General features: G+C 61.6%; 11 protein-coding genes. 7 read left to right on the top strand and 4 right to left on the bottom strand.

Going from position 1 to position 14,406, the window contains the following annotated elements; all coding sequences use genetic code 11:
* Positions 1 to 238 precede the first annotated feature (238 nt).
* From A9971_RS20725 to A9971_RS20710, 4 genes are all read right to left on the bottom strand, one after another.
* The gene (locus tag A9971_RS20725) at positions 239 to 979 is read right to left on the bottom strand and encodes a YciK family oxidoreductase (RefSeq protein WP_015636577.1); all 741 of its coding nucleotides are present in this window, start codon (positions 977 to 979) and stop codon (positions 239 to 241) included.
* A 56-nt stretch (positions 980 to 1,035) separates the two neighbouring features.
* A complete protein-coding gene (gene mupP / locus A9971_RS20720) occupies positions 1,036 to 1,707 on the bottom strand; it encodes an N-acetylmuramic acid 6-phosphate phosphatase MupP (protein WP_011062589.1) in 672 nt (223 codons plus the stop codon).
* Positions 1,708 to 1,710: 3 nt separating this feature from the next.
* A complete protein-coding gene (gene ubiG, locus A9971_RS20715; protein ID WP_011062588.1) occupies positions 1,711 to 2,409 on the bottom strand; it encodes a bifunctional 2-polyprenyl-6-hydroxyphenol methylase/3-demethylubiquinol 3-O-methyltransferase UbiG in 699 nt (232 codons plus the stop codon).
* Positions 2,410 to 2,471: 62 nt separating this feature from the next.
* On the bottom strand, positions 2,472 to 3,803 hold the full coding sequence (locus A9971_RS20710) for a TRZ/ATZ family hydrolase (protein ID WP_065365452.1): 1,332 nt from the start codon (positions 3,801 to 3,803) through the stop codon (positions 2,472 to 2,474).
* A gap of 109 nt (positions 3,804 to 3,912) precedes the next feature.
* On the opposite strand from A9971_RS20710, the gene mtnA reads away from it, so the two are divergent.
* The 7 genes from mtnA (at position 3,913) to cmk (ending at position 14,302) form a co-directional block, all read left to right on the top strand.
* Complete coding sequence (gene mtnA / locus A9971_RS20705; RefSeq protein ID WP_169892161.1) at positions 3,913 to 4,989, top strand: S-methyl-5-thioribose-1-phosphate isomerase; 1,077 nt, start codon at positions 3,913 to 3,915, stop codon at positions 4,987 to 4,989.
* A 354-nt stretch (positions 4,990 to 5,343) separates the two neighbouring features.
* Positions 5,344 to 8,013 (top strand): DNA gyrase subunit A, encoded by a 2,670-nt coding sequence (gene gyrA, locus A9971_RS20700; protein ID WP_011062585.1) that lies wholly within the window; start codon positions 5,344 to 5,346, stop codon positions 8,011 to 8,013.
* A gap of 64 nt (positions 8,014 to 8,077) precedes the next feature.
* Complete coding sequence (gene serC / locus A9971_RS20695) at positions 8,078 to 9,163, top strand: 3-phosphoserine/phosphohydroxythreonine transaminase (protein ID WP_161466125.1); 1,086 nt, start codon at positions 8,078 to 8,080, stop codon at positions 9,161 to 9,163.
* Entirely contained in the window at positions 9,163 to 10,257 is a 1,095-nt protein-coding gene (gene pheA / locus A9971_RS20690; RefSeq protein WP_011062583.1) for a prephenate dehydratase, read from the top strand. The genes serC and pheA overlap by 1 nt, the downstream gene beginning before the upstream one ends.
* Positions 10,258 to 10,267: 10 nt before the next feature.
* Entirely contained in the window at positions 10,268 to 11,380 is a 1,113-nt protein-coding gene (gene hisC / locus A9971_RS20685) for a histidinol-phosphate transaminase (RefSeq protein ID WP_123472850.1), read from the top strand.
* A gap of 28 nt (positions 11,381 to 11,408) precedes the next feature.
* Entirely contained in the window at positions 11,409 to 13,616 is a 2,208-nt protein-coding gene (locus A9971_RS20680) for a bifunctional prephenate dehydrogenase/3-phosphoshikimate 1-carboxyvinyltransferase (protein ID WP_053153150.1), read from the top strand.
* The gene (gene cmk, locus A9971_RS20675) at positions 13,613 to 14,302 is read left to right on the top strand and encodes a (d)CMP kinase (protein WP_011062580.1); all 690 of its coding nucleotides are present in this window, start codon (positions 13,613 to 13,615) and stop codon (positions 14,300 to 14,302) included. Before A9971_RS20680 ends, cmk begins: the two co-directional genes overlap by 4 nt.
* Positions 14,303 to 14,406: the final 104 nt, after the last annotated feature.

The raw sequence follows: 14,406 nt of genomic DNA, 5'->3' as shown, positions 1-14,406 counted from the left end.
TAAAGCCCTCAGCGCAAGCCGTTTTCCACAGCGTCAATGCACTGTGTATTGAGTGTCGTTAGAGCGAAACTCGTGCCATTCGGTTCATATTGGGAAAACTTGTTTGGATTCATCAGGTTGGGTTTCGGCGTAAAAAGGCTGTCGTCAAAAATGACATTTGTTTGGCTTGAAACCTACGCGGGGTAGGCATTGCCGAGGCGTCGCGACGGTATTCCGTCGCGACGAACGGGAGGGGGTATTACTGCGCGTCGAAGGCTTGACCGTTGATCCCGGTGCTGTCCGGCCCCATCAGGTACAGATAGACCGGCATGATTTCTTCCGGGGTCGGATTGTTGCTGGGGTTTTCTCCCGGGTAGGCCTGGGCCCGCATGCTGGTGCGAGTGGCGCCTGGGTTGATGCTGTTGGCACGCACCGGGGCCACGGTGTCCAGCTCGTCGGCCAGGGTCTGCATCAAGCCTTCGGTGGCGAACTTCGACACGCCGTAGGCGCCCCAGTAAGCCCGGCCCTTGCGGCCAACGCTGCTGGAGGTGAAGACCACCGATGCATCCTGGGACAGCTTGAGCAGGGGCAGCAGGGTGCTGGTAAGCATGAACATGGCGTTGACGTTGACCTGCATCACACGCATGAAATTCTCCCCGGAGAGCTGCTCCAGAGGCGTGCGCGGGCCGATGATCGAGGCGTTGTGCAACAGGCCGTCGAGGTGGCCGAACTCGGTTTCGATCATGGCCGCCAGTTCGTCGTACTGGTGCGGCAGGGCGGTTTCCAGGTTGAACGGGATTACCGCCGGCTGCGGATGGCCGGCCGCCTCGATGGCGTCGTAGACCTCGGTCAGGTTGGCTTCGGTCTTGCCCAGCAGCAGCACGGTGGCGCCATGAGCGGCAAAGGTCTTGGCGGCGGCGGCGCCGATGCCACGACCGGCGCCGGTGACCAGAATGACCCGGTCCTTGAGCAGTTCTGGGCGAGCGGAATAATCAAACATAAAAGGCCTCAACAGAAATTGGATCGTCCCCGGCGCTTAGCCGGGCATGCCGCTGCTCAGCAGCTGCACAGCGCGTTGTCCAGAACCTGGCGCAGTTCCAGCGGGTGACTGACCACCACGTCGGCGCCCCAGTGCCGTGGGTTGTCGTCCGGATGGATATAGCCATAGGTCACCGCAGCGGTCCTGGTGCCCGCATCGCGGCCGGATTCGATATCGCGCAGGTCGTCGCCGACAAACAGCACGCTGGACGGGGCCAGGTCGAGCATCTTGCACGCCAGGATCAGCGGTTCGGGGTCGGGCTTGCTGTTTTTCACGTGGTCAGGGCAGATCAGCAGTGCCGAGCGCTCGGCCAGCCCCAGTTGCTGCATGATCGGCTCGGCGAAGCGCAGCGGCTTGTTGGTGACCACGCCCCAGACCAGGTGGGCCTTTTCGATATCTGCCAGCAGCTCGGCCATGCCGTCGAAGAGCTTGCTGTGCACGGCGCAATGCTTGAGGTAGCGCTCGAGAAACTCCAGGCGCAGTTCCTCGAAGCCCGGGGATTCGGGGTCCATGGAGAAGGTCACCGCCACCATGGCGCGGGCGCCGCCGGAGATTTCGTCGCGAATGTGCTGGTCGGCGATGGGCGGCAGGCCGCGATCACGGCGCATGCCCTGGCACACCGCGATGAAGTCCGGAGCGGTATCGAGCAGGGTGCCATCCATGTCGAAGAGAACGGCTCTGATAGCCATGTCTTACTCCTCTCGCAGGGTCTGGATCATGTAGTTGACGTCCACGTCCGGGGCCAGCTTGTAGTGCTTGGTCAGCGGGTTGTAGGTCAGGCCGATGATGTCCTTGACGGTCAGGCCGGCAGAGCGGCTCCAGGCACCGAGCTCGGATGGGCGGATGAACTTCTTGAAGTCGTGGGTGCCGCGCGGCAGCAGCTTCATGATGTATTCAGCGCCGATGATGGCGAACAGGTAGGCCTTGGGGTTGCGGTTGATGGTGGAGAAGAACACCTGGCCACCGGGCTTGACCATGCGGAAGCAGGCGCGAATCACCGACGAAGGGTCCGGCACGTGCTCGAGCATTTCCAGGCAGGTGACCACGTCGAATTGCTCGGGCATTTCCTCGGCCAGGGCCTCGGCAGTGATCTGCCGGTACTCGACGTTGACGCCGGATTCCAGCTGGTGCAATTGCGCCACGGCCAGCGGGGCCTCGCCCATGTCGATGCCGGTCACGGTAGCGCCGCGCTGGGCCATGGCTTCGCTGAGGATGCCGCCGCCGCAACCGACGTCGAGGACTTTCTTGCCCGCCAGGCCGACCCGTTCGTCGATCCAGTTTACCCGCAGGGGGTTGATGTCGTGCAGGGGCTTGAACTCGCTTTCACGGTCCCACCAGCGATGGGCCAGGGCTTCGAATTTGGCGATTTCAGCGTGGTCGACGTTGCTCATGGGTAGTGCTCCAAAGCTAGAAAATTCTCTGTCGGGCCTCGAGCCTGTGCTCAAGGCCCGGGTTATGGGTGGTGGCCGCTGATGCGCCGGGCCCAGTCGCGGGCGGTAGCGCCCAGCTGATGCTCGTCCAGGCGGGTCAGGCGTCGGTCATCCAGCAGTTGCTTGCCGGCGACCCATACATGTTTCACGCAGTCTCGGCCGGTGGCGTAGATCAGTTGCGACACCGGGTCGTAGATCGGCTGCTGGGCCAGGCCGGACAGGTCGAAGGCTGTCAGGTCTGCGGCCTTGCCGATTTCCAGGGAGCCCACTTGGCTTTCCAGGCCCATGGCCCTGGCGCCGTTGAGGGTAGCCATGCGCAGTGCGCGATGGGCATCCAGGGCGGTAGCCGACCCGGCCACGGCCTTGGCCAGCAGCGCGGCGGTACGGGTTTCCCCCAGCAGGTCCAGGTCGTTGTTGCTGGCGGCGCCATCGGTGCCTACCGCCACGTTGACTCCGGCCTGCCACAGACGTTCTACAGGGCAGAAGCCGCTGGCCAGTTTCAGGTTGGATTCCGGGCAGTGAATGACGCTGGTGTTGGTTTCTACCAGTAAAGCCAGGTCGTCATCGCTGATTTGGGTCATATGAACGGCCTGGAAGCGTGGTCCCAGCAGCCCCAGGCGGGCCAGGCGCGCCAGCGGTCGCTCACCGTGCTGTTCCACGGATTGCTGCACCTCATGGGCGGTCTCATGCACATGCATGTGGATCGCAGCGTCGAGTTCTTCGGCAATGATCCGGATTTTTTCCAGGTTCTCGTCGCCAACGGTGTAGGGTGCATGAGGGCCGAAGGTGATGTTGATCCGCGGATGATGCTTGAGATCGCCGAACAGCTCTACGCCCTGGCGGATGGCTTCGTCGGCATTCTGGGCACCGGGAATCGGGAAGTCGAGAATGGGGATGGCGACCTGTGCTCGCATGCCGCTGTTGTGCACCCGCTCACTGGCAACCTTCGGGAAGAAGTACATGTCCGAGAAACAGGTGATCCCACCCTTGATCTGCTCGGCGATGGCCAGGTCGGTGCCGTCGCGGACGAAGGCTTCATCCACCCACTTGGCTTCGGCGGGCCAGATGTGCTTTTCCAGCCAGGTCATCAGCGGCAGGTCATCGGCCAGGCCGCGAAACAGGGTCATGGCGGCGTGCCCGTGGGCGTTGATCAGGCCCGGGGTGAGCAGCGTGTCGGGCAGTTCGCGGATTTCCGTGGCGCGATACTTCAACGCCTCGGCGCGTGGGCCGATGAACACGATGTGCCCGTCGCGGATGCCCAGGCCGTGTTCCCTGAGGACGACGCCGGCCGGCTCCACCGGCACCAGCCAGGTCGGGAGCAGCAGCAGGTCGAGCGCAATGTCGCGGTTCGGCATCGAGTATCGGTCCAGGGCTTTATATAAAAGGATGGCGAAGTATACCCGAGCGTCCTGGCAGGGGGATCGCTATAATCGGCGGCTTTTGTTCATGAGTGCGGGGTGAGGGATGCGCGATCGTCTGTTGGCTGCGGAGAAAGTCAGGGCCATTGAATGGCGGGATAGCACTCTGTACCTGCTCGATCAGCGGGCCTTGCCTTTCGAGGAGTCCTGGATTGCCTATGACAGCGCCGCTGGAGTGGCCGAGGCGATTCGCTCGATGGTGGTCTGTGGGGCGCCGGCCATTGGCATCAGTGCTGCCTACGGCCTGGTTCTGGCAGCACGTGGACGATTTGTCGCAGGTGGCGACTGGTTTACGGCGCTGGAAGAGGATTTCACCTTGCTGGCGGATGCCGCTCCTGCGGCGGTGAATCTGTCCTGGGCGCTCAATCGCATGCGCGAGCGCCTGGAGCGGGTCAGGGAGCATGCTGCCCCGTTGGCAGCGCTGGAAGCTGAAGCCCTGGCCATTCATGAGAGCGATCGCGAAGCCAACCTGACCATGGCTCAGCTGGGTGTGGACCTGATCCGGCGGCATCAGGGCAACCCCCAGGCCCTGTTGACTCACAGCAATACCGGCGCCCTGGCCACCGGTGGTTTCGGCACGGCCCTGGGGGTGATTCGCGCGGCCTGGCTGGAAGGTATGGTGGAGCGGGTCTACGCCGATGAAACCCGGCCCTGGTTGCAGGGTTCGCGCCTGACGGCCTGGGAGCTCGCCAGCGAAGGCATTCCGGTAACGGTAAATGTCGATGCAGCCGCCGCGCACATCATGAAGACCAAGGGCGTGACCTGGGTCGTGGTGGGGGCGGACCGCATCACTGCCAATGGCGATGTAGCGAACCAGATTGGCACTTACCAGCTGGCGGTCAATGCCATGCACCACGGTGTTCGCTTCATGGTGGTGGCGCCCAGTTCGAGCATCGACATGAGCCTTGCCAGCGGTGATGACATTCCCTTGGCAGAGCGGGCGGGCGAGGAGTTGCTGGAGATCGCGGGCAAGCGCATGGGGGAGGGGGTAGAAGGCTTCAATCCGCTGTTCGATGTCACGCCAGCGGACCTGATCGATGCCATCGTCACCGAGAAGGGCGTTGTCGAGCGGCCGGACACGGCCAAGATGGCGCAATTGATGTGCCGCAAGCGCTTGCACTGACGAGTGTCCGGGCAAGTCGTTGGTGGGGGCTTCCCGGGAAAGCTGTCAGCTCAGTAAAAAGCGCTTAATTATGTGCGAATTTGGCCTCTGAGCCCCTCTCGTCTCTTATCAGGCTGTCACCGGTCAACTAACTATGCTCCATGCGCGTCAGGGGGATAGGTGCGTGGCGGCGATTGTGATAACATCCGGCGGTTTCCAAGGTGGTCCGACGCGGCTGCCTTCACTGCGCAAATCCATGGCATAACTTGTTGATTTGTCGTAAGTCGGTGCATGGCACTAGGCCTGCAGCGGCGAGCTTCGTTCGTCCCATATGGATGTGACGAAGTTTCACCAGAAAAAGGAATCAGGCTTCTCATGGGCGAACTGGCCAAAGAAATCCTCCCGGTCAATATCGAAGACGAGCTGAAACAGTCCTACCTCGACTACGCGATGAGCGTAATCGTCGGGCGGGCACTGCCTGATGCGCGCGATGGCTTGAAGCCCGTGCACCGGCGTGTGCTGTACGCGATGAGCGAGCTCGGTAACGACTGGAACAAGCCGTACAAGAAATCTGCCCGTGTTGTCGGTGACGTGATCGGTAAGTATCACCCGCACGGTGATACCGCGGTGTACGACACCATCGTTCGTATGGCCCAGCCATTCTCCCTGCGCTACCTGCTGGTAGACGGCCAGGGTAACTTCGGTTCGGTCGACGGCGACAACGCGGCGGCCATGCGATACACCGAAGTTCGCATGACCAAGCTGGCGCATGAGCTGCTGGCCGACCTGCACAAGGAAACCGTGGACTGGGTGCCGAACTACGACGGCACCGAGATGATCCCGGCGGTCATGCCGACCAAGATCCCCAACCTGCTGGTCAACGGTTCCAGCGGTATCGCCGTGGGCATGGCGACCAACATTCCGCCGCACAACCTCGGTGAAGTCATCGATGGTTGCCTGGCGCTGATCGACAATCCCGAGCTGACTGTCGACGAACTGATGCAGTACATCCCCGGCCCGGATTTCCCGACCGCGGCGATCATCAACGGTCGCGAAGGCATCATCGAGGCCTATCGCACCGGCCGTGGCCGCATTTATATGCGTGCCCGCTCGATCATCGAAGACATCGACAAGGTTGGCGGCCGCCAACAGATCGTCATCACCGAGCTGCCTTACCAACTGAACAAGGCGCGGTTGATCGAGAAGATCGCCGAGCTGGTGAAAGAGAAGAAACTCGAAGGCATCACTGAACTGCGCGATGAGTCCGACAAGGACGGTATGCGCGTCGTGATCGAGCTGCGTCGTGGCGAAGTGCCTGAGGTGATCCTCAATAACCTCTACGCCCAGACCCAGCTGCAAGCAGTGTTCGGCATCAACATCGTGGCGCTGATCGACGGCCGTCCGCGGATTCTCAATCTCAAGGATCTGCTGGAAGCCTTCGTTCGTCACCGTCGTGAAGTCGTTACCCGGCGTACCGTGTTCGAGCTGCGCAAGGCTCGTGAGCGTGGCCACATCCTTGAAGGCCAGGCCGTTGCCCTGTCCAACATCGATCCGGTGATCGCCCTGATCAAGGCCTCGCCGACGCCGTCGGAAGCCAAGGAAGCGCTGATCAGCACCCCTTGGGAGTCCAGCGCGGTCATGACCATGGTCGAGCGTGCCGGTGCGGATTCCTGCCGTCCGGAAAACCTTGATCCGCAATACGGTCTGCGCGACGGCAAGTACTTCCTGTCCCCGGAACAGGCACAAGCCATTCTGGAGTTGCGCCTGCACCGCCTGACTGGCCTGGAGCACGAAAAGCTGCTGGCCGAGTACCAGGAGATCCTCAACCAGATCGGCGAGCTGATCCGCATCCTCAATAGCGCCACGCGCCTGATGGAAGTGATCCGCGAAGAGCTGGAAGTGATCCGCGCTGAATACGGCGACGTGCGCCGCACCGAGATTCTCGATGCCCGCCTCGACCTGACCCTGGGTGACATGATCCCGGAAGAAGAGCGTGTGGTGACCATTTCCCACGGCGGCTACGCCAAGACCCAGCCGCTGGCAGCCTACCAGGCCCAGCGTCGTGGCGGTAAAGGCAAGTCGGCCACAGGCGTCAAGGATGAGGACTACATCGCTCACCTGCTGGTTGCCAACAGCCACACCACGCTGCTGCTGTTCTCCAGCAAGGGCAAGGTGTACTGGCTGAAGACTTATGAAATTCCTGAAGCATCCCGTGCCGCACGCGGTCGTCCGCTGGTCAACCTGCTACCGCTGGATGAGGGTGAATACATCACCACCATGCTGCCGGTAGAGGAGTACACCGAAGGTCACTACATCTTCATGGCGACCGCCAACGGCACCGTGAAGAAGACCCCGCTGGAGTCCTTCAGCCGCCAGCGCAGCGTGGGCCTGATCGCCCTGGAGCTGGACGAAGGCGACGTGCTGATCAGTGCCGCCATCACCGATGGCGAGCGTGAAGTCATGCTGTTCTCCGACGGAGGCAAGGTCACTCGCTTCAAGGAGTCCGACGTGCGCGCCATGGGCCGTACCGCTCGCGGTGTGCGCGGCATGCGCCTGGCGGAAGGTCAGAAGCTGATTTCCATGCTGATTCCGGAAGAAGGCAGCCAGATCCTCACCGCCTCCGAGCGTGGTTTCGGCAAGCGTACCGCCATTGGCGAGTTCCCCGAGTACAAGCGTGGCGGCCAGGGCGTTATCGCCATGGTCAGCAACGAGCGTAACGGTCGCCTGGTTGGCGCGGTGCAGGTGCTGGATGGTGAGGAGATCATGCTGATTTCCGATCAGGGCACCCTGGTGCGTACCCGTGTCGACGAAGTGTCGAGCCTGGGCCGTAACACTCAAGGCGTGACTCTGATCAAGCTGGCCAGCGATGAAACCCTGGTGGGCCTGGAGCGGGTGCAGGAGCCATCGGAAATCGAGGGCGAAGAGTTCGAAGGTGAAGAGGGTGCTGAATTCGAGGGAGCCGTGCTGGATGCGGTTGCCGATACCGATGAGGCAGCCGAAGGCCAACAGGCAGACGCCGCAGGCGAAGAAGAGTCGCAAGACTAAATAAATCGTAGCAGGGCAGAGTGTTTGCTCTGTCCGCTACCGTGAATGCATAGCGAGAGTGGATGTGAGCAAACGAGCCTATAACTTCTGCGCAGGTCCCGCTGCGCTACCTGAAGCTGTCCTGTTGCGTGCCCAGGCCGAATTGCTGGATTGGCATGGCAAGGGCCTGTCGGTCATGGAAATGAGCCATCGCAGCGATGAGTTCGTTTCCATTGCCACCAAGGCCGAGCAGGATCTGCGTGATCTGCTGAATATCCCCTCGAACTATAAAGTGCTGTTTCTGCAAGGCGGCGCCAGCCAGCAATTTGCCCAGATCCCACTGAACCTGCTGCCCGAGGGTGGCAAGGCCGACTATGTCGACACCGGTATCTGGTCGCAGAAAGCCATTGAAGAAGCCTCCCGCTACGGGCAGGTGAATGTGGCGGCCACTGCCAAGCCTTACGACTATTTCGCAATTCCCGGCCAGAACGAATGGCAGCTGTCGCCAGATGCGGCCTACGTGCACTACGCGCCGAACGAAACCATTGGCGGCCTGGAATTCAACTGGATCCCGGAAACCGGCGACGTTCCCCTGGTGGCCGACATGTCGTCCGACATCCTCTCGCGCCCTGTGGATATCTCCCGTTTCGGCATGATCTACGCTGGCGCGCAGAAGAATATCGGCCCCAGCGGCATCCTGGTGAACATCATTCGCGAAGACCTGCTGGGGCGTGCCCGTTCGCTGTGCCCGACCATGCTCGACTACAAGGTTGCGGCGGACAACGGCTCGATGTACAACACGCCGCCGACCCTGGCCTGGTATCTGTCCGGCCTGGTGTTCGAATGGCTCAAGGAGCAGGGCGGGGTTGAAGCCATCGCCAATCTCAATGAGGCCAAGCAGCGCACCCTGTACGATTTCATCGACGCCAGCGGCCTGTACAGCAACCCGATCAACAAGACCGACCGCTCCTGGATGAACGTGCCGTTCCGTCTGGCCGACGATCGCCTGGACAAACCGTTCCTGGTGGGCGCCGAGGCTCGCGGCCTGTTGAACCTCAAGGGCCACCGCTCGGTGGGTGGCATGCGCGCTTCCATCTACAACGCCGTGGACATCAACGCAGTCAATGCGCTGGTGGCCTACATGGCGGAGTTCGAGAAGGAACACGGCTGATGTCTGAGCAAGAACTCAAGGCCCTGCGCCTGCGTATTGACGCCCTGGACGAGAAGGTCCTGGAGCTGATCAGTGAGCGCGCGCGCTGTGCCCAGGAAGTGGCGCGGGTCAAGATGGGCTCTCTCGCCGAAGGCGAAGTGCCGGTATTCTATCGTCCCGAGCGTGAAGCCCAGGTGCTCAAGCGGGTGATGGAGCGCAACCAGGGGCCGCTGGGCAATGAAGAGATGGCGCGCTTGTTCCGCGAAATCATGTCTTCGTGCCTGGCCCTGGAGCAGCCATTGAAAGTGGCCTACCTCGGTCCTGAAGGTACCTTCACCCAAGCTGCGGCCATGAAGCACTTCGGTCATGCGGTGATCAGCAAGCCGATGGCGGCGATCGACGAGGTGTTCCGTGAAGTGGCGGCCGGCGCCGTGAACTTCGGCGTGGTGCCGGTGGAAAACTCCACCGAGGGTGCGGTGAACCACACTCTCGACAGCTTCCTCGAGCACGACATGGTGATCTGCGGTGAAGTCGAACTGCGTATTCACCATCATCTGCTGGTGGGCGAGAACACCAAGACCGACAGCATCAGTCGCATCTATTCCCATGCCCAGTCGCTGGCCCAGTGCCGCAAGTGGCTGGACGCCCATTACCCGAATGTCGAGCGCGTGGCGGTGTCCAGCAACGCCGAGGCGGCCAAGCGGGTCAAGGGCGAGTGGAATTCGGCGGCGATCGCCGGCGACATGGCGGCAGGCCTGTATGGCCTGACGCGCCTGGCAGAGAAAATCGAGGATCGTCCGGACAACTCCACGCGCTTTTTGATGATCGGTAATCAGGAAGTGCCGCCGACCGGCGACGACAAGACCTCGATCATCGTGTCCATGAGCAACAAGCCCGGTGCCTTGCACGAGCTGTTGGTGCCATTCCACGACAATGGCATCGACCTGACGCGAATCGAGACCCGACCTTCGCGCAGTGGTAAATGGACCTATGTGTTCTTCATCGACTTCGTCGGCCACCACCGTGATCCGTTGGTCAAGGGTGTGCTGGAAAAGATCAGTCAGGAAGCAGTAGCACTCAAGGTGCTGGGTTCCTACCCGAAAGCGGTTCTCTGAGGCTTTAACAATGAGTGGCGACTTCCTCGCACTGGCACAACCAGGCGTGCAACAACTTTCGCCTTACGTTCCGGGCAAGCCCGTGGACGAACTGGCCCGTGAGCTGGACATCGATCCGGCCACCATCGTCAAGCTGGCGAGCAATGAAAACCCGCTGGGCGCCAGCCCCAAGGCCCTGGCGGCGATTCGTGACGAGCTTGCCGAGCTGACCCGTTATCCGGATGGCAATGGTTTTGCCCTCAAGTCCCTGCTGGCCGAGCGCTGCGGCGTGGAAATCGACCAGGTGACCCTGGGCAACGGTTCCAACGACATTCTGGAGCTGGTGGCTCGTGCCTACCTGGCGCCTGGCTTGAGTGCGGTGTTCAGCGAGCACGCATTTGCCGTCTACCCCATCGTTACCCAGGCTGTCGGAGCCCAGGCTCGCGTGGTTCCGGCCAAGAACTGGGGGCATGACCTGCCAGCCATGCTCAAGGCGATCGATGATCGGACCCGCGTGGTGTTCATCGCCAACCCGAACAACCCGACCGGTACCTGGTTCGGTGCCGAGGAGCTGGACGAGTTTTTGCAAGATGTACCGGCCCACGTACTGGTGGTGCTGGACGAGGCCTATATCGAGTACGCCGAAGGCAGCGACCTGCCGGATGGCCTGGACTTCCTGGCGGCCTACCCCAACCTGCTGGTTTCGCGAACCTTCTCCAAGGCCTATGGCCTGGCAGCCCTGCGGGTCGGTTATGGGCTGTCGACCCCGGTGGTGGCGGATGTGCTGAACCGTGTGCGCCAGCCTTTCAACGTCAACAGCCTGGCCTTGGCTGCGGCTTGCGCCGCACTTGAGGATGTGGACTACCTGGCCGAGAGTCGTCGTCTGAACGAGGCCGGCATGCAGCAGTTGGAGGCGGGGTTCGGTGATCTGGGCCTGAGCTGGATTCCTTCCAAGGGCAATTTCATTGCCGTGGACCTGGGGCGTGAGGCTGCGCCGATCTTCCAGGGGTTGTTGCGCGAGGGGGTGATCGTGCGTCCGGTGGCCAACTACGGCATGCCAAATCATTTGCGCATCACCATCGGCCTGCCGGCGGAAAATACTCGTTTCCTTGAGGCCTTGGCCAAGGTTCTGGCCCGTGCTTGATGTCATTCCAATGCAATCTGCTGTGCCTATGATCGGTCGCCTGGTGGTGATCGGCCTGGGGTTGATTGGCGGTTCCTTTGCCAAGGGTTTGCGTGAAAGTGGCCTGTGTCGTGAGGTAGTCGGTGTCGATCTGGATCCGCAGTCCCGCCAGTTGGCGGTCGAACTGGGGGTGGTGGATCGCTGTGAAGAAGATCTGGTCCTGGCTTGCCAGGGCGCCGATGTGATTCAACTGGCGGTGCCGATCCTGGCTATGGAAAAGCTGCTGGCTCTGCTTGCCGGCATGGATCTGGGCCAAGCGGTGCTGACCGATGTCGGCAGCGCCAAAGGCAATGTGGTGCGCGCTGCACAAGAAGCTTTTGGCGGCATGCCTGCACGCTTTGTCCCGGGGCACCCCATTGCGGGCTCCGAGCAGAGTGGTGTGGAAGCCTCCAACGCGCAGCTGTTTCGTCGGCACAAGGTGATCCTGACGCCTCTGGAGCAGACTGATGCCGCGGCGCTGGACCTGGTCGACAGGCTTTGGCGTGAGCTGGGGGCGGATGTCGAGCACATGCAGGTCGAGCGTCACGATGAAGTCCTGGCGGCGACCAGCCATTTGCCGCACCTGCTGGCGTTCGGTCTGGTCGATTCCCTGGCCAAGCGCAGTGAAAATCTCGATATCTTCCGTTACGCTGCGGGCGGGTTCCGCGATTTCACGAGAATCGCCGGCAGCGACCCGGTCATGTGGCACGACATCTTCCTTGCCAATCGCGAGGCGGTACTGCGCACACTCGATACATTTCGCAACGACCTCGACGCTCTGCGTGATGCGGTCGATGCAGGGGACGGGCATCAATTGTTGGGCGTATTCACTCGCGCCCGGGTTGCCCGCGAGCATTTCGGTAAAATCCTGGCCCGCCGGGCCTATGTGGACGCTATGAACTCCAACGATCTGATTTTCCTGGCAAATCCTGGTGGCCGCCTGTCTGGGCGGATTCGTGTACCGGGCGACAAGTCGATTTCTCACCGCTCGATCATGCTTGGCTCGCTGGCTGAGGGCACCACTGAAGTGGAAGGTTTCCTCGAGGGCGAAGATGCTCTGGCAACCTTGCAGGCTTTCCGCGACATGGGCGTGGTCATCGAAGGGCCGCATCATGGTCGTGTGACCATTCATGGTGTTGGCTTGCACGGCTTGAAGCCGGCTCCAGGGCCGATCTACCTGGGGAACTCCGGTACCTCGATGCGCCTGTTGTCGGGCTTGCTGGCTGCACAAAGCTTCGACAGCACGTTGACTGGCGATCCGTCCCTGTCCAAGCGTCCGATGAATCGTGTGGCGAACCCGCTGCGGGAAATGGGCGCGGTCATTGAGACGGCTGCCGAGGGTCGCCCGCCGATGGTGATTCGTGGCGGTCACAAGCTCAAGGGGCTGACCTACACCTTGCCGATGGCCAGTGCGCAGGTTAAGTCCTGCCTGTTGTTGGCAGGTTTATATGCCGAAGGGAAAACCACGGTCACCGAGCCGGCTCCGACCCGTGACCATACCGAGCGCATGCTGCGTGGCTTCGGCTACTCCGTGAGTGTCGATGGCGCCACGGCTTCGGTCGAGTCCGGCGGCAAGCTCAAGGCAACCCATATTGAGGTGCCTGCGGACATTTCTTCCGCGGCGTTCTTCCTGGTGGCTGCATCCATTGCCGAAGGTTCCGAACTGGTGCTGGAGCACGTGGGGATCAACCCGACCCGTACAGGTGTGATCGATATCCTGCGGTTGATGGGCGCTGACATTCGTCTGGAAAACCAGCGCGAAGTGGGTGGCGAGCCGGTTGCCGATCTGCATGTGCGCGCCGCCAAGCTCAAGGGGATCGAGATTCCCGAAGAGTTGGTACCGCTGGCAATCGATGAGTTCCCTGTGTTGTTCGTCGCGGCCGCTTGCGCCGAAGGGCGCACGGTGCTGCGTGGCGCTGAAGAACTGCGGGTCAAGGAGTCTGACCGTATCCAGGTGATGGCTGATGGCCTGCTGACCCTGGGGGTCAAGTGCGAACCGACCCCGGACGGCATCATCATCGAGGGTGGCCAGATCGGTGGCGGGGAGGTTCATGGGCATGGTGACCACCGTATCGCCATGGCGTTCAGTGTTGCCTCGCTGCGCGCCAACGCGCCGATCCGCATTCATGACTGCGCCAACGTCGCGACCTCGTTCCCGAACTTCCTTGCGCTGTGCGCGCAGGTGGGGATCCGTGTCACGCAAGAGGCTCAGTCGTGAATATCAAGGCGCCGGTGATCACCATCGATGGGCCGAGTGGTTCGGGTAAGGGCACCATTGCTGGCAAGCTGGCCAAGCATCTGGGCTGGTGTCTGCTGGACTCCGGAGCGCTGTACCGGCTGCTGGCGTTCGCTGCGCGCAATCATGGCGTCGATCTGACCAATGAAGAGTCGCTGAAATTGTTGGCGGCTCACTTGGATGTGCAGTTTCTCGGGGCTACTGAGAACCATCCGCAGCGGATCATTCTTGAGGGTGATGACGTGACGGATGATCTACGCAACGAGCAGGTCGGGGCCTGGGCTTCTCAGGTTGCGGCGTTGCCTGCTGTGCGAGACGCCCTGCTGCAGCGTCAGCGTGCCTTTCAGGAGCCGCCGGGGTTGGTTGCCGATGGCCGCGACATGGGAACCGTGGTGTTTCCCGACGCTCCGTTGAAGATTTTCCTGACTGCCAGTGCCGAGGAGCGTGCTCGTCGCCGTTACTTGCAGTTGAAGGGAAAGGTCGATGGTGTTAGTCTGTCGAGTCTGCTAGATGAGATCCGTGCGCGTGATGAGCGCGATACCCAGCGAGCGGTGGCCCCGCTCAAGCCGGCGGCTGACGCCATACAGCTGGATTCCACGGAGTTGTCCATCGATCAGGTGTTGCAACGCATCTTGAGTGAAATCGCCATTCGCGATATCGCCGGGTGAACAAGAAGGATTGCAGGGGACCAGTCATAGTCCTGCGATCGTTCTTTTATATGAACGTAACCCACATCGTCTGGGATGTGGCAGATGGGCGGATTCTTCGCCCT

It is taken from the genome of Pseudomonas sp. UME65 (assembly GCF_014170225.1).
In the GTDB taxonomy this organism is placed as follows: domain Bacteria; phylum Pseudomonadota; class Gammaproteobacteria; order Pseudomonadales; family Pseudomonadaceae; genus Aquipseudomonas; species Aquipseudomonas protegens.
The sequence above is the reverse complement of the archived record's forward strand: the minus strand, read 5'-3'. Positions and strand labels throughout refer to the sequence as shown.